This window comes from Burkholderia oklahomensis C6786, from assembly GCF_000959365.1.
GTDB classification, from domain to species: Bacteria; Pseudomonadota; Gammaproteobacteria; order Burkholderiales; family Burkholderiaceae; genus Burkholderia; species Burkholderia oklahomensis.
The window spans coordinates 2,134,387-2,158,333 of record NZ_CP009555.1; the positions used below are offsets into that span (position 1 = coordinate 2,134,387).

The 23,947-nt window shown below is 66.4% G+C and carries 21 protein-coding genes and 1 pseudogene; 8 read left to right on the top strand and 14 right to left on the bottom strand.

Annotation, left to right across the window (positions count from 1 at the left end; genetic code table 11):
• Window positions 1-2: 2 nt before the first annotated feature.
• The 5 genes from BG90_RS09645 to BG90_RS34920 all read right to left on the bottom strand — a co-directional run bounded on the left by BG90_RS09645 (window position 3) and on the right by BG90_RS34920 (window position 6,256).
• Window positions 3-1,271 (bottom strand): HlyD family secretion protein, encoded by a 1,269-nt coding sequence (locus BG90_RS09645; protein WP_010106752.1) that lies wholly within the window; start codon window positions 1,269-1,271, stop codon window positions 3-5.
• Window positions 1,272-1,907: 636 nt separating this feature from the next.
• Window positions 1,908-2,138 carry a hypothetical protein gene (locus BG90_RS09650; protein WP_010106749.1) on the bottom strand — a complete coding sequence of 77 codons (231 nt, stop codon included), beginning with the start codon at window positions 2,136-2,138 and terminating at the stop codon, window positions 1,908-1,910.
• 106 nt (window positions 2,139-2,244) lie between these two features.
• Window positions 2,245-2,481, bottom strand: coding sequence for a hypothetical protein (locus BG90_RS09655; RefSeq protein ID WP_010106747.1), 237 nt, complete (start codon window positions 2,479-2,481; stop codon window positions 2,245-2,247).
• Window positions 2,482-3,516: 1,035 nt separating this feature from the next.
• Window positions 3,517-5,670 carry a M1 family metallopeptidase gene (locus BG90_RS09660; RefSeq protein WP_038802021.1) on the bottom strand — a complete coding sequence of 718 codons (2,154 nt, stop codon included), beginning with the start codon at window positions 5,668-5,670 and terminating at the stop codon, window positions 3,517-3,519.
• Between the two features lie 346 nt (window positions 5,671-6,016).
• The gene (locus BG90_RS34920) at window positions 6,017-6,256 is read right to left on the bottom strand and encodes a hypothetical protein (protein WP_107950763.1); all 240 of its coding nucleotides are present in this window, start codon (window positions 6,254-6,256) and stop codon (window positions 6,017-6,019) included.
• Window positions 6,257-6,281: 25 nt separating this feature from the next.
• Between BG90_RS34920 and BG90_RS09665 the strand changes: the two genes are divergently transcribed.
• The 4 genes from BG90_RS09665 (at window position 6,282) to BG90_RS09680 (ending at window position 10,900) form a co-directional block, all read left to right on the top strand.
• Window positions 6,282-6,788, top strand: coding sequence for an LEA/WHy family protein (locus BG90_RS09665; RefSeq protein ID WP_025990018.1), 507 nt, complete (start codon window positions 6,282-6,284; stop codon window positions 6,786-6,788).
• A 413-nt stretch (window positions 6,789-7,201) separates the two neighbouring features.
• Window positions 7,202-8,320, top strand: a complete 1,119-nt coding sequence (locus tag BG90_RS09670; protein WP_010117202.1) for an acyltransferase family protein — start codon at window positions 7,202-7,204, stop codon at window positions 8,318-8,320.
• Between the two features lie 420 nt (window positions 8,321-8,740).
• Window positions 8,741-9,877 (top strand): methyltransferase, encoded by a 1,137-nt coding sequence (locus BG90_RS09675; RefSeq protein WP_010117200.1) that lies wholly within the window; start codon window positions 8,741-8,743, stop codon window positions 9,875-9,877.
• 129 nt (window positions 9,878-10,006) lie between these two features.
• The gene (locus BG90_RS09680; RefSeq protein WP_010117198.1) at window positions 10,007-10,900 is read left to right on the top strand and encodes a class I SAM-dependent methyltransferase; all 894 of its coding nucleotides are present in this window, start codon (window positions 10,007-10,009) and stop codon (window positions 10,898-10,900) included.
• Window positions 10,901-10,969: 69 nt separating this feature from the next.
• Here the strand turns inward: BG90_RS09680 and BG90_RS09685 are convergent, their stop codons facing one another.
• Both BG90_RS09685 and BG90_RS09690 read right to left on the bottom strand, forming a co-directional pair.
• Window positions 10,970-11,551, bottom strand: a complete 582-nt coding sequence (locus BG90_RS09685; RefSeq protein WP_010117197.1) for a DUF1415 domain-containing protein — start codon at window positions 11,549-11,551, stop codon at window positions 10,970-10,972.
• 669 nt (window positions 11,552-12,220) lie between these two features.
• Window positions 12,221-12,850, bottom strand: coding sequence for a TetR/AcrR family transcriptional regulator (locus BG90_RS09690; RefSeq protein WP_010106731.1), 630 nt, complete (start codon window positions 12,848-12,850; stop codon window positions 12,221-12,223).
• Between the two features lie 161 nt (window positions 12,851-13,011).
• On the opposite strand from BG90_RS09690, the gene BG90_RS09695 reads away from it, so the two are divergent.
• The gene (locus BG90_RS09695) at window positions 13,012-14,295 is read left to right on the top strand and encodes an MFS transporter (protein ID WP_010106729.1); all 1,284 of its coding nucleotides are present in this window, start codon (window positions 13,012-13,014) and stop codon (window positions 14,293-14,295) included.
• 362 nt (window positions 14,296-14,657) lie between these two features.
• Here the strand turns inward: BG90_RS09695 and BG90_RS37810 are convergent.
• Window positions 14,658-14,822 (bottom strand): annotated as a pseudogene (locus tag BG90_RS37810) (restriction endonuclease subunit R); the annotation flags it as partial.
• Here BG90_RS37810 and BG90_RS09700 point away from each other — a divergent pair.
• Window positions 14,784-15,389 (top strand): nitroreductase family protein, encoded by a 606-nt coding sequence (locus BG90_RS09700; RefSeq protein ID WP_010106727.1) that lies wholly within the window; start codon window positions 14,784-14,786, stop codon window positions 15,387-15,389. The pseudogene BG90_RS37810 and the gene BG90_RS09700 overlap by 39 nt on opposite strands.
• Window positions 15,390-15,821: 432 nt before the next feature.
• Window positions 15,822-17,081: an Hsp70 family protein gene (locus tag BG90_RS09705; RefSeq protein ID WP_010117193.1), complete on the top strand. Its 1,260-nt coding sequence runs from the start codon at window positions 15,822-15,824 to the stop codon at window positions 17,079-17,081.
• A 115-nt stretch (window positions 17,082-17,196) separates the two neighbouring features.
• On the opposite strand, the gene BG90_RS09710 is transcribed toward BG90_RS09705, so the two are convergent.
• Entirely contained in the window at window positions 17,197-17,400 is a 204-nt protein-coding gene (locus BG90_RS09710) for a cold-shock protein (RefSeq protein WP_010106722.1), read from the bottom strand.
• 434 nt (window positions 17,401-17,834) lie between these two features.
• Between BG90_RS09710 and BG90_RS09715 the strand changes: the two genes are divergently transcribed.
• Window positions 17,835-19,433: an APC family permease gene (locus BG90_RS09715; protein WP_010117191.1), complete on the top strand. Its 1,599-nt coding sequence runs from the start codon at window positions 17,835-17,837 to the stop codon at window positions 19,431-19,433.
• Between the two features lie 475 nt (window positions 19,434-19,908).
• On the opposite strand, the gene BG90_RS09720 is transcribed toward BG90_RS09715, so the two are convergent.
• From BG90_RS09720 to prfA, 5 genes are all read right to left on the bottom strand, one after another.
• Entirely contained in the window at window positions 19,909-20,697 is a 789-nt protein-coding gene (locus BG90_RS09720; RefSeq protein ID WP_010106714.1) for a DODA-type extradiol aromatic ring-opening family dioxygenase, read from the bottom strand.
• A gap of 231 nt (window positions 20,698-20,928) precedes the next feature.
• Window positions 20,929-21,525 carry a UbiX family flavin prenyltransferase gene (locus tag BG90_RS09725; protein ID WP_010106713.1) on the bottom strand — a complete coding sequence of 199 codons (597 nt, stop codon included), beginning with the start codon at window positions 21,523-21,525 and terminating at the stop codon, window positions 20,929-20,931.
• A 13-nt stretch (window positions 21,526-21,538) separates the two neighbouring features.
• A complete protein-coding gene (grxD, locus tag BG90_RS09730) occupies window positions 21,539-21,847 on the bottom strand; it encodes a Grx4 family monothiol glutaredoxin (protein ID WP_010106712.1) in 309 nt (102 codons plus the stop codon).
• Window positions 21,848-21,925: 78 nt separating this feature from the next.
• A complete protein-coding gene (gene prmC / locus BG90_RS09735; protein WP_045568125.1) occupies window positions 21,926-22,783 on the bottom strand; it encodes a peptide chain release factor N(5)-glutamine methyltransferase in 858 nt (285 codons plus the stop codon).
• A 22-nt stretch (window positions 22,784-22,805) separates the two neighbouring features.
• Window positions 22,806-23,888 (bottom strand): peptide chain release factor 1, encoded by a 1,083-nt coding sequence (gene prfA / locus BG90_RS09740; RefSeq protein ID WP_010106709.1) that lies wholly within the window; start codon window positions 23,886-23,888, stop codon window positions 22,806-22,808.
• Window positions 23,889-23,947: the final 59 nt, after the last annotated feature.

The window sequence follows — 23,947 nt, forward strand, 5'->3', positions numbered from 1 at the left end:
CGTCAGAGTTTGCCCGTCAGGCTGTAAAGAGGTTCGAGCACCCACTCGTACAGACGGCGGCGCTCCTGCAGGATGTCGGCCTGCAACGCCATGCCCGCCTGGAGCGGCTGCGCCTTGCCGTAGGCCGTCACGCTTTGCGACTTCAGTGCGACCGTGATCCGGTAGTACGTGCCGCTCGCCGTTTGCGCGGCGGGGCCGCCGCTCGTCGCGAGCTCGGCCGCCGACAACGCGGTGCGCGCGATCGACACGACGCTCGCTTCGTACTGGCCGAACTTCTGATATGGATACGCCTGATAGCGGACGAGCACGCGATCGCCGACGTGGATGAAGCCGACCGCGGCGCTCGGCACGAACAGATACGCCTGCCAGTGCGCGTCCGTCGGCACGATGCTCGCGAGCGGATGCGACGTGTCGGCCGTCTGGCCGGGCTCGGCGATCACCGCGGTCGCGGTGCCGGTTTCCGGCGCGGTGATGACGAGCTCGCGCTTCGCCTCGCTTTCGATCAGCGTGCGATCGACGTCGATCACGCTGCGGTCGATTTGCGACAACTGGTTCTGCTGCTTGAGCGACAACCCCGACAGATCGTTGAGCGCTTCCTTCAGCGCTTGCGCGGCGCCTGCGCGATCGCGCATCAGGCTGTTCAGCTTCGAGCGCTGATCGAGCAGGTCGGCCTGGCGCTGCTGCGCCTGATCCTTCGAGATGTAGTCCTGCGCGAGAAGGCCGGCGTAGCGCGACGCCGCATCGGCCGCGATCGACGTGCGCGTGCGTTGCGCGGCGATCTGGTCGTCGATGCCCGCGAGCTCCGCGCGCAGGCTCGCGATCTTCGATTGCAGCGTGTCGCGCTCGTCCTGTTGCAGCGTCCTGGTCTTGTCGAGCTCCTGCTGCAGCGACGTCTTGCGTTGCTGCGCCTGTTCGATGAGCGCCGCCTGCGTCTGTCCCGCGGCCGCGCTTTGCAGATCGGTGGACACCGTATAGAGCACCTGTCCACGCGCGACGTGCTGTCCTTCGACGACGTTCTTCTTCAGCACGACGCCCGTCTGCTGCGCATAGACCTTGACGAGGCCCGTATCCGGCGTGAGCACGCCGTCGACCGTCGTGCGTCGCGTATAAGTGCCGAACGTGAACAGCAGGATCACGCCGAGCGCCATGCTCGCGGCTGCGCCGGCCAGCACGGCGAACGACACCGGACGGATCAGCACGATCTCGCCCAGCGTCTGCGTGCGCTGCGCTTCCTGCGCGGCCGTTCGAAAGAGTGGAGTATTGGGCGTCATGGATGGACTGCCGAAAGTAGCGTGTATGTCGTCGCGGAGCCGCGTCGCGATGGCGTCAGGCCGTTCGAGCGTCGCCGCGTGCGAACGTGCGCATCGCGTCGACCGGGCGATCGCTGCGCGCGGCGGCTTCGATTCGTGCTCGAGTCGGTTCGTGCATGTCTAGCTCGTCATGGATGTCGTGACGATGTCCCGGCGAACGAAGCCGCAATGCAATGCGGCGCTCGGCGTTTCATCGACGAATCGTTCGCAGCGGCCGCTCGCTGAAGATTGCGGCGGTCCTGGCCTCGGATGCGGACGATTCGATTCTCGTTGGCGTCGCATCAGAAGGTATCGGAGCCGAGCAAAACAGGAAAGCGCGTTGGTCTACGTTTTGACGATCTTTGATATCTTTCCACCCAATGTGCCGGATGATTCGAGTGGATGAACAATCGGCTTGGAGGCGTCGAGTGCGGTTGCCGCCCATGTCGGATCGCGCGTGCGTTGCGCATGGCGTTTCGCGCCGGACGGGAAGTGGAATCGTTCGTTTCGCGTGCCCGGCGACGGGACCGGGCACGCATTCGGCATAACTAACCAAGCTGCCGGCGCCGGAGGATCGTTCGACGCCGGTGCTTCGAGAGTCGTCGCGTCGAAACGCGATTATTTGCCCGTCAGCACACCCTGGATGATGCCGATCGTGCTGGTGAGCGCGCCGGCGACGCCGTCGACCGTGTGCGTGAGGATCGCGCCCGCGGAGTCGGTCAGGTTCGCGCCGAAGTTGTAGGCCGACTGGCCCAGCAGCAGCACTTCGTTGCCGATTGCGCCGACCAGGTTGGTCAGGAGCGAAGCGCCGCCGACCATGGCGATTTCTTGTTGATTGAGTTCTTGCATAGTGAATCTCCGAATGATGTGCAGGTGGCTGAAAAATCCATCGAGCGGTCGAGACAAGGAGAGAGGAGTCCGTCGGCGCTCAATCGATCATCGGTGTGCCGGTGTATTACGCCTTCGGGCCCGTGATGATGCTCGCGATGTTGCCGAGCGTGCCGCCGACGAGCGTTTCGCCGATTTGAACCACACCCGTCGCGAAGCCGACGAGGTCGCCCGTCAGGTTCGCGCCGAGATCGTACAGTGCGCCGCCGTAAGCGCCGATCAGGCCCGTGAGGCCGCCGATCAGGCCGCCGCCAACCGTTGCGCCGCCGACGAGGTCGATCTCTTGTTGGTTGAGTTCTTGCATTGACTTTCTCCAATTAACTGCCAGATGGCCCATCTGGCGGGGTAGATCTGCGACGCCGTTGACGAAGCGCAGCAAATCAATCCGGTCTACGGCGATCGTTCGTCGCGGGGAGCGGATCGATGCGCCGTGCGCCGATCCGTTCGCGACGCCCGATGGTCGAGTCGTCCTTGTGTCCGGCGCACCGTCGACCCAGGTCGCGATGCGCCGGACACCTGATCCATGCTGTCTTCCCTTGCCTTCGTCATCAATCGGCCCCCGAACTTGGTCTTGGATGAATGGCAACGTTCGTTCGTCGTCGAGCATTGCGGCTCGATCGTCGACGAACGGCGCCGAGCCGGAGGCAACGCACATCGACTGGTTGCGACGCGCTTGTCTTGCGGCGCGTCGCGCGATCGAACAAATGCGATTGCGCAGGTTCAGCGAATTCGTTACGACATGACGGCATGTTTTCGATGCTCGCGTTGTCGTGCGGCAATTATCAAATGTCGGATTGAACTGTTAAGTTCGGTAGCGTACTCATCATCACGGTGCGGTCCGTCGATTTAATCGACGTTTAAAGGGCGTAGAAAAACACCGTGATTTAGTTCTGGCGATCGAACGATTTTCGATTAGGAATGAGTGAGATCCGTATCGATGTGATATACGCGCGATGCGCGTGGCCGCGTCGCGGCGAACGTCGTCGCATGTCCGCGCTGTGGCGCATGCTGAGACGATTCGTTCTGTCGAAGCCGCAGCGGCGGCATCGAGCCGATACGCTCGGTCGATGTCGAAATTCTCAAAATTTCGACAAATCCGTTCGCACATCTACCGTTTGCGTGCAGCCGTATGGCGACGCATTTAAATGAACTGCGTGTTGGTTTTGTTTGGATATGCTGTTCGAGCGTCGATAACGACGACGTGGCGTGGTTAAAAAAACGGGCCTCCGATCGGAGGCCCGAATGACGCGCGTTGCATCCGTGTGTCGCTGCTTCGCGGTGTCCGCCGCCGCGCGATACACGGCGACGGATGATGCAGGCAGCGATGTTCGCGAACGGCTTATTGCGTCCGTTGTTCGCGCGGCGTGAACTTGCCTTGGTAACGCAGCGCCGGACGTTCCTTCACCGTCTCGAAGATCGACGGCGCCTGACGCAGCTTCATCGCGGCCGGCGAGTTGATCGACGAGATGCTCGTCTCGCGCGAAGCCGGCGCGAGATTCGAGCTGACGAGCAGCGAGGCCTCGTTCTTCAGGTTAGAGAGCAGCACCGGATCGGTCGACGAGTTGATCTGCGTGAGGAGCGCGCTCCATGCGGTGTCGCCGTAGTTCGTCACGTAATAGTCGAACCCGCTCGGATTCGCGATGACGGCCGAGCAGCCGTCGAGGCGGATCTGCGTCTGCGTATCACTCAGCGCGAGCGTCTTGCGGTTGACGAGGCCGTTGCCGTAAGCAAGCGTCACCGGAATCGTCCATTGCGAGCCCGGGTACTTGTTCTTGTTCGGGAACGGCGACTGCTTGAGCGTGACGACGTTCTGGTTCTTCGTCAAGTCGCACTGCGTGTCGAGCGACAGGAGCGGCACGCCCGTCTGACGCACGAAGCTGTCGCCGATCGGCCCGATCTGCTGGCCGCTCGCGGCGGAGAGCGCATCCCACAGACGCTTCGGCGTGCCGTTGCCGAACGCGTAGTCGGTCAGGTGCTGCCGCAGGCCCTTGCGCAGCGTCTCTTCGCCAAGATAGCCCTCGAGCATCTTCAGCACGTGCCCGCCCTTGTTATAGGTGAACGCGCTCGCGCTCAGCACGAAGTCGTTCGACGCCCAGCCGTTGAAGTTCGGCTGCACCGGGAACGCATCCGGGCCGATGTCCTTGTTGATCACGCGATACTTGGACTTGATGTGGTCGAGCCAGTTGAATTCGTCCGGGAAGAACAGGATCGTCGTCTTCGTCTCGAAGAACCGCGCGAACGATTCGTTCAGCCAAACGTCGTCCCACCAGTCGGTCGTCACGAGATCGCCGAACCATTGATGCGCGACTTCGTGCGTGAGCACTTGGTTGCCGTAGCGCGACATCGGCTGGCCCGGTTCGGGCAGGATGTCGTCGGCGAACTCGAGAATCGAGCCCCAGTTCTCCATGCCGCCGAAGTTCAGGCCCTTCTGATCCTTGAACGCATCGTTCGCGGCGACCGTGTCGAACTTGGTGAGCGGCAGCGTGATGCCGGTGTAGCGATAGTAGTAATCGAGCGCCTGCTTCGTGCGCTGCATGGCGGGCTTCGCCCAGTCCCGCATGCCGGGCGGCGTGAACACGCGCAGATGCAGGCCGCGGCCGTCGGGCAGCGGGCTCGTGAAGTCGTCTTCGAGCACGTCGAACAGGCCGCCGCCGAAGAAGAGCAGATACGACGGCATCGGCGGCGTCTTTTCGAACGACACCAGCTTGTAGCCGGCCCCGACGTTCACCGCCGGCTTCTCGGCCGCGTTCGACACGACGCGCCATGCCTGCGGCACTTCGGCCGTCACTTCATAGGTCGGGCGGAACGCGGGCTCGTCCCAGCCCGGGAACCACTGGCGCGACAGATTCGTTTCGCCTTGCGTGAGAATCGCGCCGCTCGTCGTGCCGTCGGTGCTCTTCAGGTCGACGCGGAAGATCCCTTCGGCCGCCGAGCAGCCCGGATAAGGATCGTTGCCGCAGCTGCCGCCCGTGCGATTGACGGGATCGTCGTACGACTTGAAGTTGATGATCCCTTGCCACTCCATGTGCAGCGAGTAGTTGCCCGGGGCGATCTGGCCGCTCGCGGGGCGCAACTGATAGAAGTCGCCCTTGTCCTGCGGCGTGGCGATCAGCTGTACGTTGCCCGGCTGCAGCGTGATCTTGCCGTTCGCGAACTGGATCCGGTGGCCCGCGACGACGATCGCGTTGACGGGCTTGAGGACCTTGATCTCGACGTCCGCGCGGCCGTTGAACTGGTTCAGGTCCGCGTTCGGGCGGAACCAGAGCTTGTAGTTGACGGGCACGACGGTGTCGGGCATTTCGACGGGCTTCGTGCTCTTGTCGACGGCGGCTGCGGGCGCGGTTGCGTTGCCGCTGTTGGTGCCGTTCGACGGGCTGTGCGCGGCGCCGAGCGACACGGCCGAGCCGGTGCCGCCGTCGTCGCCGCCGCAGGCGGCGAGCGTGAGGGCGCCTAGCAGGGACAGATATCGCAATCTACGATTGTTTATCCACATACTGAACCTCGAATTGGAAAGAAAATTGTCCGGTCCTGCATGAATTCAACGGGCAATAGTTCGCCTTCGCCGTCAATCGACAGCGAAATGAATTACCCCGGTTATATTCGAAAGGAATGCTGGCTGCTTACGTGAAGATAATCATGGTTGGGTGCCCCCTTTTGATTCTGGTTTGTGGATGATGGCCGGCGCGGCGCGAAGCGCGTGCCGGCGGCCTTCGTCGCCCGTACGCTCCGGGGCGGCCCGGCGAAGCGCTGCCGTTTGCCTCCAGGCGAAACGTCAGATTCGTCAAGCGGCGTTAAGGAATGTCAGGCGATTCGAAAGATGGCTCAATATACTTGATGGATTAACGTAAAGGAATCAAAAAAAATTTGATGAGATATGACTTTCCGATTCCTTCTTCTAATTTCATTTCCGGAATGATTAATCCGCGAATGGTGCTAATTGAATGTTCGTAGTGGGTGGCCGCGAAGAGCGGGAAGTCGACTTGCGAACTACGAAAAGCGGGCGTTGCGCGCCGGACGCGGCTCGGGCGGTCCGGTGCGGCGGTCGTCGCATCGGCGCTGGTTACAATGACCGCTTCCATGTCTCGCTCTTGAGGGCCGTCGCCGATGCATGCCATGCACCGTTCCCGTTTCTTCGTTGGCCAATTGCTCGTCGCGCTCGCCGCGCTGCTCGCGCTCGTCGGGTGCGCGGCGTTGACCGCGCGCGATCCGGTGCGCGTGAGCGTCGTCGGCATCGAGCCGCTCGTCGGGCAGGGGCTCGAAATGCGCTTCGACGTGAAGCTGCGGCTGCAGAATCCGAACGACGCGCCGATCGAATACGACGGCGTCGCGCTCGATCTCGAACTGAACGGCAGGCCGTTCGCGAGCGGCGTGAGCGACGCGCGGGGCACGGTGCCGCGCTTCGGCGAACAGGTGCTGAGCGTGCCCGTCACGGTGTCCGCGTTCTCGGCTGCGCGGCAGGCGTTCGGACTCGCGGACGTGACGGAATCGGGCAAGCTGCCTTACGTGCTGCGCGGCAAGCTTGCCGGCGGGATGTTCGGCAGCGTGGGCTTCACCGATTCCGGCACGCTCAGCTTGCCGGCGTCGCCGGGCGGTGATGGCGGCGGTTATTGAGCGTGAGGCGGGCGATTCGCGGGTGATCGGGCGCCGGTTATGCGCCGGGCGGACGTGACGTCTTCTGCCGCTTGATGTCGCTATGTCGCGGGAAGCGGCGCTCGCGCATCGTTCCGACCGCGTTGCCCCGATTGATCGGCGTACGCCGCGCACCCGCTCGCCTTCTTTCGCGCGGGGCGCTCGCGAGTCGAGTTCGGCCGCGTGGCGTCAGTCGCCGGCCGCGCGCCGCATGTCGTGCCGCCCGCCCATCGATCGCACCGGCCGGGCCGCTGCGTGCGGTGCCGCACGGAAAGCGCGCGCGCGGCGCGCTACGGTGTCGTGACGAGGCGGCGATGCCGCTCGGCGCGCTTGCGTGTCGAGTTCGCGCGCGTCGCCGTTTCGCGCGCAGCGCCAGCCGTACGATCGATTCCGCCATGTCCGATTCCACCAGTCCGAGCCGTTTCGCGCATGTCGATGCGATGCGCGCCGTCGCCGTGCTGTTCGTCATGTGGACTCACTACGCGGAGCTGTTCGACAAGCTCGCGGGCTCGCAGCATGTGCTCGACGCGTTGCAGCGCTCGGTGAATTTCGGTCGCATCGGCGTCGTCATTTTCTTCTGCATCAGCGGGATGCTGATTCCGACGAGCCTGCGCGGCGCGCCGTCGGAGGGCACGCGCCGCTTCGTCGTGCGTCGCTTTTTTCGGCTCTACCCGGCGTTCTGGCTGTCGCTGCCGCTCGGTTATCTCGTGTATTGGCGGTTGTTCGGGCTGCGAATGGATGCGACCGGCCTGCTCGCGAACCTGACGATGATCCCGACCGCGTTCGGTCGAGATCCGGTGATGGGGCACTACTGGACGCTCGAAACCGAGCTGTACTTCTACGTGCTGTGCGTACTGCTGTTCAATATCGGCGCGCTGCATCGCATGCGCGTTCTGTGCGCGGCTTGCGCGGGACTGTGCGTGTTCTTCGTCGCCACGTCGGCGCTGCGGATCGTTCCGGCGGACGCGCTCGGCCAGTACAAGGGGATGCTCTATCACCTCGCGATCATGTTCTGGGGCGCGTGCTTCCGGCAGGCGTACGAGACGCCGTTGAAGACGTTCGCGCCGATGCGCGGCCGCTTACCGCTCACGTATCGCTCGGCGACGATCGCGCTCGGCGCGCTCATCGTCGCGATCTCGCTGCTGATGGCGGCCGCGAACTGGCGGCATCGCGATTTCGTGCATGTTTCCGCGTCGCTCGGCTACGTATTCGGCATCGCGATTTTCGTTGCGCTCGCAACGGTATTGAAGATTCGTCTGCGGCTCTTCGCGTGGCTCGGCGAGATCAGCTACTCGATCTATCTGCTGCACGGCATTCCGCTGTATCTGTTGCTGTGGATGTGCGAGCGACACGGGATCACGGATCTGCCGCTCGGCGTCTACATGGCCCTGCCGGTTCTGCCGGCGATTGCGCTGTCGTGGGTGAGCTATCGGTTATGCGAGGCGCCGTTCGTGCGCTTCGCGCATGCGTTGACGCCGAAGCGTCGCGTCGACGCAGCGACGGCGAAGGTCTGAAGCGAGGGGTTCGCTTGCGGCGGCGCACGGCGAGCGCCGCGCGTTGCTCGCCGGTCGTCGATTGCTGCGGCGATCGGTTGTGACGCGATCGGTTCGCGATGATGTTTCGCATTTTGCATTTGCATTCGACAGCCGGCGTTCGATGTTCGACGGCAGCCTGTCGCGAATGCCGCCCATGTGGCGCATGACGCACCGTTCGAGATTCGACGCGCGGCGTGTGACCTTCGACGACCGACTTTCGATACGCGCCGCCGCATGCTATGCGCAGCGCAGTGACTGACCACATCGATCATCGATGCGCAAACCGCACGCGCCGCCATCGTGCGCCGGGCGCTTTTTTGCCGGCCGGGGGCAAAGCGCGGTACTGTGTCGTCCGCGGCGCGTCGCGCCGCCCATCGACTCAACGATTCCCGATTCCTTGTGACCGCCTTTCCCGAATTCCATTGGACCGACGCCGACGGCGTCGAGCACGCCGTTCGCTGGCGCTCCGAAGCCGGCTCGCCGCCGCCGCGCCGCGCGGTCGCGGCCGACGACCGCACGACGGCCGACGCCGCCTACCGCCTCGCCTGCGAAGGCACGGCGCTCGTCTGGCAGGGCGACTTCCAGAACGCGCGCCAGCTATTGCAGGCGCTCGCGCGCCGGATCGAGCGCAAGCCGAAGAAGACGAAGCCGGCCGCGACGCCCGTCGACGCGTTCAATCTCCACCGGATGGCGCAGGCGCAGCGCGCGCGCACGCTCGGGATGCTGCTGATTCCGCTCGAAGCCGACTACTCGATCGCGCTGCGCCGCGCGCCGGATCTGCGGGCCGCATGCGAAGAGGCGTACGGCGCGGGCGGCGAGCGTTCGATCGCGTCGCTGCGCGAACTGCTCGGCATCGTCGGCGCGCATGAATGGCGCAAGAAGGGCGTGCCGATCGCCGCGCTCGGCGGCGAGCGGATTCATCCGCACTACGGCGTGTTTTCGCCCGTGCGCGGCGAATACGTGGATCTCGTCGCGCGTGCATCGCTGCCGTCGACGTCGCTCGCGTTCGACATCGGCGTCGGCACAGGCGTGCTCGCCGTGGTGCTCGCGTCGCGCGGCGTCGAACGCGTCGTCGCGACCGATCAGGACCCGCGTGCGCTCGCGTGCGCGGCCGAGAACGTCGCGCGGCTCGGCTACGCGTCGCAGGTCGAGATCGTCGAAGCCGATCTGTTTCCCGACGGACGCGCGCCGCTCGTCGTTTGCAATCCGCCTTGGGTGCCCGCGCGGCCGAGCTCGCCGCTCGAATACGCGATCTACGATCCGGACAGCCGGATGCTGAAGGGCTTTCTCGCGGGACTCGCCGCGCATCTCGCGCCGGGCGGCGAGGGCTGGCTGATCCTGTCGGACTTCGCCGAGCATCTCGGCCTGCGCACGCGCGACGAATTGCTCGGCTGGATCGATGCGGCGGGCCTCGCCGTCGTCGGCCGTGACGACGTGAAGCCCGTTCATCCGAAGGCGTCGGACCCCGCCGATCCGCTGCATCGCGCGCGGGCGGCCGAGACGACGTCGCTCTGGCGTCTCGCCGTGCGCGGCTGAGCCGGCGCGCGCGACGCCAACCGGGGCGGTGCGGGTTGTTTTAGGTAAACTGTGACGCTTCCACGCACGCTTTGACGCCGCCCACCGCCGCCCGACGTTTGATTCGAGCGGCCGCCGGCCTGCCTCCCGATGTCGACCAAGACTTACGAAATTCGCCCGAACCAGTCGATCGAACTGCTGAAGGAGCTGCACATCCTGACGCGCGACGGCAAGATGAACCAGGACAGCCGCCGCAAGCTGAAGCAGGTGTACCACCTGTTCCAGTTCATCGAGCCGCTGCTCGCCGACGTCGAGCGGGACAAGGGCGGCGTGACGCTCGTCGATCACGGCGCGGGCAAGTCGTATCTCGGCTTCATCCTGTACGACCTGTTCTTCAAGGCGCGCCCGCTCGCCGGTTCGCACATCTACGGCATCGAAACGCGCGAGGCGCTCGTCGTGCGCTCGACCGAGCTCGCCGAGCGGCTCGGTTTCGGCGGGATGTCGTTTCTGAACCTGTCGGTCGCCGATTCGATCGCATCGCCGCAACTGCCGGAGATGGTCGACGTCGTCACCGCGCTGCACGCGTGCGACACCGCGACCGACGACGCGATCCGCTTCGCGCTCGCGAAGCGCGCGCGGTACATCGTGCTCGTGCCGTGCTGCCAGGCGGAGGTCGCGGGCGTGCTGCGCAAGAACAAGGGGAAGTCGCTCGCGAATGCGCTGACCGAAGTGTGGCGGCATCCGCTGCACACGCGCGAGTTCGGCAGCCAGATCACCAACGTGCTGCGCTGTCTGCAGCTCGAGGCGCACGGCTATCAGGTGAACGTGACGGAGCTCGTCGGATGGGAGCATTCGATGAAGAACGAGCTCATCGTCGCGCAATACAAGAATCTGCCGCGGCGCAAGCCGAGCGAGCGCCTCAACGAGATCCTCGACATGTTCGGGCTCGCGGAATTGCACGAGCGCTTCTTCGCGCCCGCCGCGCAACCGGCCGATGCCGCGCAGGCCGAATCGGCCGCCGCCGAGTCCGAGCCGCGCGCATGACTTTCGGCGCGTGACGCGCCATATGCGGCGTTCGGTGCGAAATCGCTTCGCGCTTCACGCCGCGTCGCGCTATTTCGCTTCTTCTTCGTCCTCGCCGCGCTGCGCCATCCAGTCGCGCCAGCCCGCATGGCCCAAGCGCCGCAGCGTCGCCTGATTGCGCTCGTAGATGTCGGCCGCGTCCGGGAAGGCGTCGACGGCCCGCTCGATGCTTGCTTCGCGCAGCAAGTGCAGGATCGGATACGGCGCGCGATTCGTGTAGTTCTCGATGTCGTCGGGCCCGGTGCCGTCGAACTGATAGTGCGGATGGAAGCTCGCGATCTGCAACGTGCCTTCGAGCCGCAGTTGCTGCAAGAGGCGATCGGCGAACCAGAGCGCGTCGTTGTAGTCGAGGAAATCGCCGAACGTGTTCGGGAAGATCAGCAGCGTCGTGTCGATTTCGTCCGGATCGGCGGCTTCGAGGCGCCGCAGCTCGCGCTCGAGATCGGTCAGCGCGGCTTCCAGCGACGTCGCGCGGCTGATCGCGTAGCGGATCTGGCGCTTCACGTGGACGCTCTTCGCGAACGGGCACAGGTTGAGCCCGATCACCGCACGCGTCAGCCAGTGGCGCGTGGCGGCGAGGATTTCGGTCTCGGGCGGAGAGATTTCGGTCATGGGGCAACGGCGTGGCGGTCAAGCCGCGATTGTAGCGGGCGGGGGCGGGGCGGCGTGCGTCGGCGCGTCGCGCTTCGGGTACGGCGCACGGTCGGCGCGCTCAGGGCTGGCTCGCGCCGATGCGTGCCCGAAGCCGGCGAGCGCGCGGCGATGTGGCGATGGCCTGCGTTGCGGCATGGCGGCTTTTTGGCGACGCCGGCGGCCGGCGCATGACGCGGCGATTTCCGCCGTTGCGGCGGTTGGCCGGTCGGCCAATCCGGGAATCTGCGAGTCCGAGCGTCCGAGCGTCCGAGCGTCCGAGCGTCCGAGCGTCCGAGCGTCCGAGCGTCCGAGCGTCCGAGCGTCCGAGCGTCCGAGCGTCCGAGCGTCCGAGCGTCCGAGCGTCCGAGCGTCCGAGCGTCCGAGCGTCCGAGCGTCCGAGCGTCCGAGCGTCCGAGCGTCCGAGCGTCCGAGCGTCCGAGCGTCCGAGCGTCCGAGCGTCCGAGCGTCCGAGCGTCCGAGCGTCCGAGCGTCCGAGCGTCCGAGCGTCCGAGCGTCCGAGCGTCCGAGCGTCCGAGCGTCCGAGCGTCCGAGCGTCCGAAATTCGACCAATCAGCGTATCGGCAGTTCGACCAATCGACCGTCACACCTCGCGCCTCTTTTAGCGGCCGCGCATTTGCCGGCATCGCTTCACGCGCATGCCGCGTCGATCAACTGCCGCGCGACGCGCGGCGCGCGGCCGATCGGGGAAGCGCCCGGCCGGTATGTCTGACTCGCCGCGTAAATTCCTTCGATCAGCAGTGCGAGCGCGTCGGCGAGTGCCTGCGGCTCGCGCGCGCCCGCTGCTTCCGACAGCGCGACGAGCCGCGCCATCAGCCGATCCTTGTTGTCGGCGACCGCGAGCCGCGCCGGATGATCGAGTTCCGAAAACTCGGTCGCGACGTTGACGAACGGACAGCCGCGATAGCCGGGTTGCGACGCGCGCTGCGCGAGGTCGTCGAAATACTGGACGAGTTGCGCCTTCGGATCGCCCGGATGCTTGGCGACGCTCGTGTCGAGGCGCTCGAAGAAGCACGCGTCCATTCGGTCTAGGTATGCGAGCACGAGCTCGTCCTTCGACGCGAACTGCCGGTACAGGCTCATCTTGTTGACGCCCGCGCGTTCGACGATCGCGTCGACGCCCACCGCGCGAATCCCTTCCTGATAGAACAGCTCTTCCGCCGCGCGCAGCAGATGCTGCTGCGCTTCCGCGCCCGCGATCTGGAGGCTGCGCGTCCGGCGGCCGGCCGGCTTGGCGGCTTTGGCGACGGTGGTGACCATGCTCGATCTCGATCAAGAAAAATTGACTGCTTGACATGTTACCGATCGGTCACTAGGATCGCAACAACTTGTGACTGATCGGTAACAAGGATCGGCGCATCTTCCCCTCAACTTCCGGCGTGCCGACGGGATCGGCGCGGCCGGTGTCAGGAGTGATCCGAATGAACTGGGCGGTAAAGAGGATAGGCGGGCGTTTCCATTACGGCTGGCTCGCGGCGGCGGTGGTGTTCCTGATCCTTCTCGCGGCGGCGGGCACGCGCGCGACGCCGAGCGTGCTGATGGTGCCGCTCGAGCACGAATTCGGCTGGAGCCGCGCGGCGATCTCGCTCGCGATCTCGGTGAACATCGCGCTGTACGGACTCACCGGGCCGTTCGCGGCGGCGGCGATGCAGCGCTTCGGCGTCCGTCCGACGATCCTCGCCGCGCTCGGCGTGATGGGCGCGGGCGTCGCGCTGTCGTCGATAATGACGGCGACGTGGCAAATGGTGCTGATCTGGGGCGTGATGGTCGGCGGCGCGACGGGCGTCGCTGCGCTCACGCTGTCGGCGACGTTCGTGACCCGCTGGTTCGTCGCGCGGCGCGGCCTCGTGATGGGGCTCTTGACCGCGAGCTCCGCGACGGGCCAGCTCGTGTTCCTGCCGATGCTCGCGGCGATCGCGCAGCGTCACGGCTGGCGGCCCGTCGTGCTGACGGTCGCGGTGGCGGTGGCGATCGCGGTGCCGCTCGTCGCGCTGCTGCTGCCGGAGCGGCCGTCCGACGTCGGCCTGCGCCCGTACGGCGAGCCCGCCGGCGCGCCGCGCGCGGACGACGGCGCGAGGCGCAACCCGATCGCGGTCGCGTTCGGCACGCTCGCGATGGCGTCGAAGACGCGCGACTTCTGGCTGCTGTTCATGAGCTTCTTCATCTGCGGCGCGAGCACGAACGGCTACGTCGGCACGCATCTGATCGCGATGTGCAGCGATTACGGGATGACGGAAGTGCAGGGCGCGTCGCTGCTCGCCGCGATGGGCGTGTTCGACCTGATCGGCACGACGATGTCCGGCTGGCTGTCCGACCGCTACGACAGCCGCGTGCTGCTGTTCTGGTATTACGGGCTGCGCGGGCTGTCGCTGATCTATCTGCCGCATGCATTCGGCATCGACTTCTTCGGGCTGCCGCTCTTCGCGGTGTTCTACGGGCTCGACTGGATCGCAACCGTGCCGCCCACCGTGCGCCTCGCGACCGACGTGTACGGCAAGGACGCGGCGCCCGTGGTGTTCGGCTGGATCGTCGCGGGCCATCAGCTCGGCGCGGCGTTCGCGGCGCTCGGCGCCGGCGTGCTGCGCGCGAGCCTCGGCACGTACACGGTCGCGTCGATGATCTCGGGCGGGCTGTGCCTCGTCGGTGCGCTGATCGTGCTGCGGATCAATCGCGGGACGGCGCGGGTGTCGGCGAGCGCGGCCTGAGCGGCTCGGGCGCGGCGCGCTCGGCAGACGCGCGGTGCAACCGCGGGCGGCCGGTGAGGAGCGGGCCGTGGGCGACGGGTGATGAAAAGCGGAGGGCGGCGGAGAGCGGGGAGCCATGGTCGGAAAGCCGTAGGCGAAGGGCAAAGGCTCGGCGCTCGATTGTGCCGGCCGCCCCGGCTTCGACTGACTTGGCCGCCTCGAAAGCGCGACGATTGCCCGCAGCGTGCGACCAGATCGCCGATCGTCGCAGATTCGGCGATCCGGCGATCCGCAGATCCGGCGACCAAGCGACCAGGCGACCCCCCTCGGCCGCACGTCCGACACCCGACACCCGACACCCGACACCCGACACCCGACACCCGACGGTCCTTTGCGCCGTCGCCGATTTACATTCGCGAGCGCAGTCCGGCAAGTTCCGCGACAAGCGGTTATGCTGGCGTTTCTTTTCCGGGCGACCGAGCCCTTTTTTCAAATTGGTGAGGAAACGCATGTCCGTCAAACCCGCTCCCACTTCCGTATCGATTCACGAGCTGATCGCTGGCCGCTGGAGTCCGCGCGCGTATTCGAGCGAGCCTGTCAGCGCCGAGCATTTGCATGCGGTGCTCGAAGCGGCGCGCTGGGCGCCGTCCGCGTACAACGCGCAGCCGTGGCGCTTCATCGTGTTCGACCGCAGCAAGGACGAGGTCGCGTTCAAGCGCGCATTCTCGACGCTCGTGCCGTTCAACCAGGGCTGGAACGCGCCCGCGCCGGTGCTGATCGCGGTGACCGCGCACACGCTGACGTCGAAGGGCGAGCCGAGCACGACGGCGTTCTACGACGCCGGCGCGGCCGCGATGTCGCTCGTGCTGCAGGCACACGCGCTCGGCCTCGCCGCGCACCAGATGAGCGGCTTCGACACGAAGGCGTTCCGCGACGCGTTCGCGATCCCGGCCGACGTCGAGCCGCTCGCGATCATCTCGATCGGCCACTATGGCGACGCCGACAAGCTCGATCCGGTGCTGCGCGAGCGCGAGCGCGCGCCGCGCACGCGTCATCCGCTCGGCGAGGTCGTCTACGCGGACGCGTGGCAAAAGCCGTTCTCGTCGGCGGCGTGACGCAACGCGGCGGGCATGCGGCGCGCGCGGCGAGTCGAGCGGCCGGGCCGCGCGCGTGCCGGTGTCGCCGATGCGGGTTCGCCGCGCCGGCGCCCCGGCCCGATCGGCGGCGAGCGCGCGGCCGGCGATGCCGAATCGATGGGCACGTTGAAGCAGTTGTCGATCGAGGCGGCGACATAGCGCGTGCCGCCGTCGCTCGACGATATCGTGTCGGAACATCGGGAAGCAAAAGCCCGGCCGACCGTGAAGGCCGGCGGCCGCGCCCGGCATGCCGGGCCGGCGCGGAGCACCCCCGCCCGGAGCACCCGCGCCCGCATCGTCCGCATCGGAGCGCCGCCGCGCATCCGTCCGCGCCCCGGTTGTGACGCCCGGCGGTTTCGTGATAAAAAGCCGGTCCTTCCGTTTTTGCACCGCCATCCGGCGACCCGCTCCATGACCTACTGCGCGATCGACTTCGGCACGTCCAATTCCGCAGTCGCGTTGCCGCGCGACGGCGGCGCGCCCGGCATGCGGCTCGCTCCCGTCGAGGGCGAGCACCTGACGCTGCCCACCGCCATCTTCTTCAACACCGACGAGGGCGCCCGCGAATACGGCCGCTCGGCGCTCGCATCGTACATCGACGGCTTCGACGGCCGCCTGATGCGCTCGATGAAGAGCATCCTAGGCTCGCCGCTCGCGGAAACCACGACCGATCTCGGCGACGGCTCCGCGATCGCGTACACCGACATCATCGCGCTCTTCCTGATGCATCTGAAGCAGAAGGCCGAGGCGTGCGCGGGCGGCGCGATCGGCCGCGCGGTGCTCGGCCGCCCGGTGTTCTTCGTCGACGACGATCCGCGCGCCGACCGCCTCGCGCAGCAGCAGCTCGAAGCGGCCGCGCACGCGGTGGGGCTGACCGAAGTGCAATTCCAGTACGAGCCGATCGCCGCCGCGTTCGACTACGAGTCGCGGCAGGACGCCGAACGGCTCGTGCTCGTCGCGGACATCGGCGGCGGCACGTCGGACTTCTCGCTCGTGCGCGTCGGCCCCGAGCGGATGCGCCGGCTCGAGCGCAAGGACGACGTGCTCGCGCACCACGGCGTGCACGTCGCGGGCACCGATTACGACCGGCGCGTCGAGCTGTCGGCGGTGCTGTCCGCGTTCGGCTACCGCGCGCTCAACCCGGAGGGCCGCGAGCTGCCGAATCGGATCTATTTCGATCTCGCGACCTGGCACCTGATCAATACCGTCTACACGCCGAAGCGGATCGGCGAGCTCAAGCTGATGAAGCATCTGTATACGGATGTCCGCCATTTCGAGCGGCTGCTGCGCGTCGTCGAGCGGCGGCTCGGCCACGCGCTCGCCGCGCGCGCGGAAGAGGCGAAGATCGGCGTATCGGCGGGCGGCGAGACGATGATCGATTTGAACGACGTCGAGGAGGATCTGCAGATCGCATTCGACGCGGACCAACTGATCGACGCGAGCCGCGACGAGACCGCGCGGATCGTCGACGCCGCCCGCGAGACGGTGCGGCTCGCTGGGATCGCGCCGCACGACGTCGGCGCGCTGTATTTCACGGGCGGCTCGACGGGGCTCGCGTTCCTGTCGGGCGCGCTCGCGGCGGCGTTCCAGGATGCGCAGCCGGTGTACGGCGATCGCCTTGCGAGCGTCGCGACGGGGCTCGGCATCCACGCGCAGCGCGTGTACGGCTGACGGACGGTGCGCGGGCGGCTCGCCGCACCCGCGCCGGTGACCTCCCGATTCGCCGAAAACAAAAAGCCCCGCCGAAGCGGGGCTTTTTACTGTGCTGCGAAATCTCGCGCTGCGCTTACAGCGGCTTGATGTTCGCTGCTTGCAGACCCTTCGGGCCGGTCTTCACTTCGAACTCGACCTTCTGGTTCTCTTGCAGCGTCTTGAAGCCTTCGCTGCGGATTTCCGAGAAATGCGCGAAGAGGTCTTCGCCGCCGCCTTCCGGGGTGATGAAACCAAAACCCTTAGCGTCGTTGAACCACTTGACGGTGCCGGTTGCCATAACTTGTTCCTAAAAATGTAAAACAGGGCCAAAGCCCGGGGAGCGCATGAAAATCAAGGAAGGGGGTAATGGGACCAACCGGAGTACCGTTGATGGGCGAACTACGAAAGTACCTATTCACTCGCCGCTTGAAATCCTGCTCGACCGTTTATACGACTATTCGATTCGACGGTCAATCGTATTCGATCGAATATCAGGGTTAATGCTGAGGCAACCGAATATTAGAGCTTACAAAGCTTGCCATTGTCATCAATTTTTTGTAGGGGGCGATCGATTTTTACGTCCATTCCGCGGTGCAACCGTTAAACTACGCGCCGCGCGCGGATGGGTTGCTCCCGATCGGACAACCTGTCCCCCAAGAATGCATGTGCGGTGCCGTCCGGCTCGATCCTTGGCGGCGTGCCGACCTTGCTTTTTGAGACATAGGAGAGGTTGTGAAGAGTTCTATTCAACGGAACATCGGTCCGTTCGCCTTGATGCTGACCGGGCTGGGATCGATCATCGGATCGGGCTGGCTGTTCGGCGCATGGAAAGCCGCCAAGATCGCCGGACCCGCCGCCATCTGCGCGTGGATCATCGGCGCGGTCGTGATTCTCGCCATTGCACTGACGTATGCCGAACTCGGCGCGATGTTCCCCGAATCGGGCGGCATGGTCCGCTATGCGCGCTATTCGCACGGCTCGCTCGTCGGCTTCATCAGCGCGTGGGCGAACTGGATCGCGATCGTCTCGGTGATCCCGATCGAGGCGGAGGCGTCGATCCAATACATGAGCACCTGGCCGTACGCGTGGGCGCACGCGCTATTCGTCAACGGCGAACTCACGACACCCGGCCTCCTGCTGTCGGCGGTCCTCGTCGTCATCTACTTCCTGCTCAATTATTGGGGGGTGAAGCTCTTCGCGCGCGCAAACACCACGATCACGATCTTCAAGTTCCTGATTCCCGGTCTCACGATCGCAGGCCTGATGCTGTCGAGCTTCCATAGCGAGAACCTCGGCGCCGCGACGAACGCGAGCTTCGCGCCGTATGGCTGGTCGGCCGTGCTGACCGCGGTCGCGACGAGCGGCATCGTGTTCGCGTTCAACGGGTTCCAGAGTCCCGTGAACCTCGCCGGCGAGGCGCGCAATCCGTCGCGCAGCGTGCCGTTCGCGGTGATTTCGTCGATCCTGATCGCGCTCGTGATCTACGTGCTGCTGCAAGTCGCCTACATCGGCGCGGTGAATCCGGCCGACGTCGCGAAGGGCTGGGTGCACTTCAACTTCGCTTCGCCGTTCGCGGAACTCGCGATCGCGCTGAACCTGAACTGGCTCGCGATCCTGCTGTACATCGACGCGTTCGTGAGCCCGAGCGGCACCGGCACGACCTACATGGCGACGACGACCCGCATGATCTATGCGATGGAGCGCAACAACACGATGCCGAAGATCTTCGGCAGCGTGCATCCGCTCTACGGCGTGCCGCGCCCCGCGATGTGGTTCAACCTGATCGTGTCGTTCGTCTTCCTGTTCTTCTTCCGCGGCTGGAGCTCGCTCGCGGCGGTGATCTCGGTCGCGACCGTGATCTCGTATCTGACGGGCCCGATCAGCCTGATGGCGCTGCGCCGCGCGGCGACGGACCTCGAGCGTCCGCTGGCGATCCCGGGCATGAAGCTGATCGCGCCGTTTGCGTTCGTATGCGCGTCGCTGATCCTGTACTGGGCGAAGTGGCCGCTGACGGGCGAAATCATCCTGCTGATGGTCGTCGCGCTGCCCGTCTACTTCTACTTCCAGGCGAAGTCCGGCTGGGGCGGTTGGGGCCGCGATCTCAAGGCCGCGTGGTGGCTCGTTGCGTATCTGCCGACGATGGCCGTGCTGTCGCTCATCGGCAGCAAGGAGTTCGGCGGCCACAACCTGTTGCCGTACGGCTGGGACATGCTGGTCGTCGCGGCGATCTCGCTCGTGTTTTACTACTGGGGCGTGAATACCGGTTATCGCACCGAATATCTCGACGAGCGCGAGTCGCGCGACGAGATCCTCGAAGGGATCGGCGCGTAATCGCGCGGTCCGTCGCCGACGATCGGCGGCGACGGACGTCGAAGCGCGAAGACAAAGCCCGCCTGGGAAATCCCGGGCGGGCTTTGTCGTTTTGGGGCGGCCGGAGTGTGGTGTGTCGGCCGACGCGTTCGGGCGGGCCGCCGGGGCGAGCGGCGTCGCTCGGGCGAAGCGCGTTGTCCGTGTCGGCATGCCGTTGCTGGTGGTGCGGGCCGGACGTCGTGGGTTCGTGCCGGAACGCTCCCGGCGGATGGTCGCGGCGGCGGGACGCTGTTGCCCGAACGAAGCCGGCGCGGTGCTTGGGAGCTTCGAAGTCCCGAAAGTCCGAAGTCCCGAAGCCCGAAGCTCCGAACTCCCGAAACCCCCGAAACCCCCGAAACCCCCGAAACCCCCGAAACCCCCGAAACCCCCGAAACCCCCGAAACCCCCGAAACCCCCGAAGCTCCCGAAGCTCCCGAAGCTCCCGGCTCAGCGCGCGTCAGGCCGCCGAGTCGAATACATAGTTCGTCATCGCGAGCACGCGCTGGTACGTGCCGAGCGACTGGATGCGCAGCCGGTAGTCGTCGTCCGCCGCGCCGAGCGCCGCGAACACGGGCAGCAGGTGCTCGTCGGTCGGATGCATCAGCACCGCTTGCGGCGCCTGGCGGCGATAGTCGAGCAGCGCGTCGACGTCGCGCGCGGCGAGCTTCTCCTCGAACCAGCCGGTGAATTCGGCGACGCGCGGGTCCGCGTCCTCGGGAGCGGCCGAGAAATCCGCCGCGCGCAGGTTGTGCGTGATCTGGCCCGAGCCGATCACCATCACGCCCTCGTCGCGCAACGACCGCAGCGCACGGCCGACGCGGAAGTGGTGCGCGGCGTCGGCGCGCGGCTGGATCGACAACTGCGCGACCGGTACGTCCGCGTTCGGGAACATCAGCAGCATCGGCACCCACGCGCCGTGATCGAGCCCGTGCGGCGTGGTCGCCGTCTCGATGCCTGCTTCGCCGAGCAGCGCGGCCGCGCGGGCCGCGACGTCGGGCGCGCCGGGCGCCGGATAGCGGATCTCGTAGAGCGCGCGCGGAAAGCCGTAGAAATCGTGGATCGTGTCGGGCCGTTCGGCGTTGCTGACGACGGGCTGATGCGTGAGCCAATGCGCGGACAGCATCAGCACCGCGCGCGGGCGGGGCAGCTCGCCGCCAAGCACCGCGAATGCGCCGGACGGCAGCGTCGGATCGATCGGCAGCGTCGGCGCGCCGTGCGACAGATAGAGGGACGGAAGGCGGTTCATGATGATCGGGGACTTCTGGGAAGTGACATTGCCTAAGACTATAGGCTCGTACCGATCATTGATAAATGCGAAAAACGGATTTGATTGTATCGGGGATGTTGTTAATCGCGCGGGTGCGACAATGCGGCAACAATGGGCGGCCGGTCGCGATTACGTGGGGCGACGGGCGCGAATGGCGCGCGGTTGACTGCCGACGGAGAAACGCCGCCATGCCGGTCTCGGCCCTCGGCGTCAGCCGTGCTCGCGCAGCCCTTGCCACGGTGTGGTGCGCGGCGCGCCGAGCGCGAACATGTCGAGCACGCGTCCGACCGTATGGTCGACCATCTCGTCGATCGATTTCGGCATTGCGTAGAACGCGGGCATTGGCGGAAAGATCACGCCGCCCATCTCGGTGACGGCCGTCATGTTGCGCAGGTGCGCGAGGTTGAACGGCGTTTCGCGCACGAGCAGCACGAGCCGGCGGCGCTCCTTCAGCGTGACGTCCGCGGCGCGGGTGATCAGGTTGTCGGACAGGCCGTGCGCGATGCTCGCGAGCGTCTTCATCGAGCACGGCGCGACGATCATGCCGTCCGTCGCGAACGAGCCGGACGCGATGCTCGCGCCGACGTCGCGCACCGAATGGACGACATCGGCGCGCGCCAGCATGTCGTCCTTCGACAGTTGCAGTTCGTGCTGGAGGTTGAGCCAGCCGGCGCTCGAGATCAACAGGTGCGTTTCGACGCCGCCCGACGCGCGCAGCATGTCGAGCATGCGCACGCCGTAGATCGCGCCGGTGGCGCCCGTGATCGCGACGATCAGGCGCCGCGGCGGCGCCGGACGAGGCTCCATCGGGATGTGCGGATCAGGCGGTGAAGAGCTGCTGCAGTTCGCCCGACTGGTACATCTCCATCATGATGTCCGAGCCGCCGACGAATTCACCCTTCACGTATAGCTGCGGGATCGTCGGCCAGTTCGAGAATTCCTTGATGCCCTGGCGGATCTCTTCGTCCTCGAGCACGTTGACCGTCTTGAACTGGTCGACGCCGCACGCCTTCAGCACCTGCACGGCGCGGCCCGAAAAGCCGCACATCGGGAATTGCGCGGTGCCTTTCATGAAGAGCACGACCTGGTTTTCGTCGACGATTTGCTTGATACGTTGTTGGGTATCCATGACTGACCTTGCTGTAGCTGGGCGTTAGAAGAGAAATGATACTGGATTTCACCTGGGCCGGCGGGCGAGCCCGCGGCGTCAGCCGGGCAGGCGGCCGCCCGTCGCGCGCTCGATCGACGCGAGATCCGCGAGCGATTCGACGTCGGCGAAGCCCGCCGCCTCGAGGCGCGCGCGCACGGCGGCCGCCTGATCGTAGCCGTGTTCGATCCACAGCGCGCCGCCCGGCGCGAGGAACGCATGCGCGCCGGCAACGATCGCGCGGATCGCGGCGAGGCCGTCGTCGTCGTCGGTGAGCGCGCCGCGCGGCTCGAAGCGCAGATCGCCTTCGGCGAGGTGCGGATCGTGCCGCGCAATGTACGGCGGGTTGCTGACGATCACATGAAAGCGCCGGCCGGAATCGAGCGCCGCGTACCAGTCGCTTTCGAGAAACTGCAGCGGGCCGCCCGGGCGCGCCGGGGCGAGCAGCTTGCGCGCGTTGCGGCGCGCGACGTCGAGCGCCGCCGCCGACCGGTCGAGCGCCCACACGCGCGCGTCGGGCCGCTCGGATGCGATCGACACCGCGATCGCGCCGCTGCCCGTGCCGAGATCGAGCACGCATGGCGAGGCGATCCCGTCGATCGCGTCGAGCGCCGTCTCGACGAGCAGCTCCGTCTCCGGCCGCGGGATCAGCACGTCCGGCGTGATCTCGAATTCGAGGCCGAAGAACTCGCGCGCGCCGGTGAGCTGCGCGACCGGCTCGCCCGCCGCGCGGCGCGCCTCGAGCGCGAGGTAGCGCTCGACCGCGGCGGCGTCGAGCGGTTCGTCGGCGCGCGTGATCAACTGCGTGCGGGTCCAGCCGAGCGCGTGCGCGAGCAGGATCCGCGCGTCGACCGCGTCGAGCGGCGACGCGCGCAGCAAATCGGCGGCGGTGGCGGGCGTGGGCCTCGTCGTGCTCATCGTGCGTGGTTTCCGGACGATGTCACTCGGCGTCGCCGAGCGACGCGAGCAGTTCGGCCTGATGCTCGCTGACGAGTGCGGCGATCAGCTCGTCGAGATCGCCGTCCATGATCTGCTCGAGCTTGTACAGCGTCAGGTTGATCCGGTGATCGGTCATCCGGCCCTGCGGGAAGTTGTACGTGCGGATCCGCTCGGAGCGGTCGCCCGAGCCGATCAGGCTCTTGCGGGTCGCCGCTTCCTTCGCGTGCTGCTCGTGATACTGCTTGTCCTTGATCCGCGCGGCGAGCACCTTCAGCGCGCGGTCCTTGTTCTTGTGCTGCGAGCGGTCGTCCTGGCATTCGACGACGATCCCCGTCGGGATGTGCGTGACGCGCACCGCCGAATCGGTCTTGTTGATGTGCTGGCCGCCCGCGCCGGACGCGCGGAACGTGTCGATCCGCAAGTCGGCCGGATTGATCTCGACTTCGCCGATCTCGTCGGCTTCCGGCATTACCGCGACCGTGCACGCGGACGTGTGGATGCGGCCCTGCGTCTCGGTCGCGGGCACGCGCTGCACGCGGTGCCCGCCCGATTCGAACTTCAGGCGCGAGTACGCGCCATAGCCCGCGATCCGCACGATCACTTCCTTGTAGCCGCCGAGATCCGACGGGCTCTCCGACATCATCTCGACCTGCCAGCGCTGCCGCTCCGCGTAGCGCAGGTACATCCGGAGCAGATCGCCCGCGAACAGGGCCGATTCGTCGCCGCCCGTGCCCGCGCGGATTTCGACGAAGATGTTGCGCTCGTCGTTCGGATCCTTCGGCAGCAGCATCGTCTGCAGCTCGGCCGCGAGGCGGCCCATCCGCTCGCGCGCGCCGCGCAGCTCGTCTTCGGCGAAGTCGCGCATCGACGCGTCGCCGAGCAGCTCCTGCGCGGCGAGCTCGTCGGCGCGCGCCTGGCGCCACTGCGCGTAGTGCTCGACGACGGGGCCGATTTCCGCGTGTTCGCGCGTCAGCTTGCGGTACTGGTCGAGATCCGCGGTGACGTTCTCGCGGCTCAACAGGTCGTTCAGTTCGGCCAGCCGCGTTGTGAGCTGGTCGAGCTTGCTTTGCATGCTCGTCTTCATGGTGCGGAGCGACGCTCCCAGGGAAGAATTCGAAAAGGAAAGGGGGGACGGACAGGCGG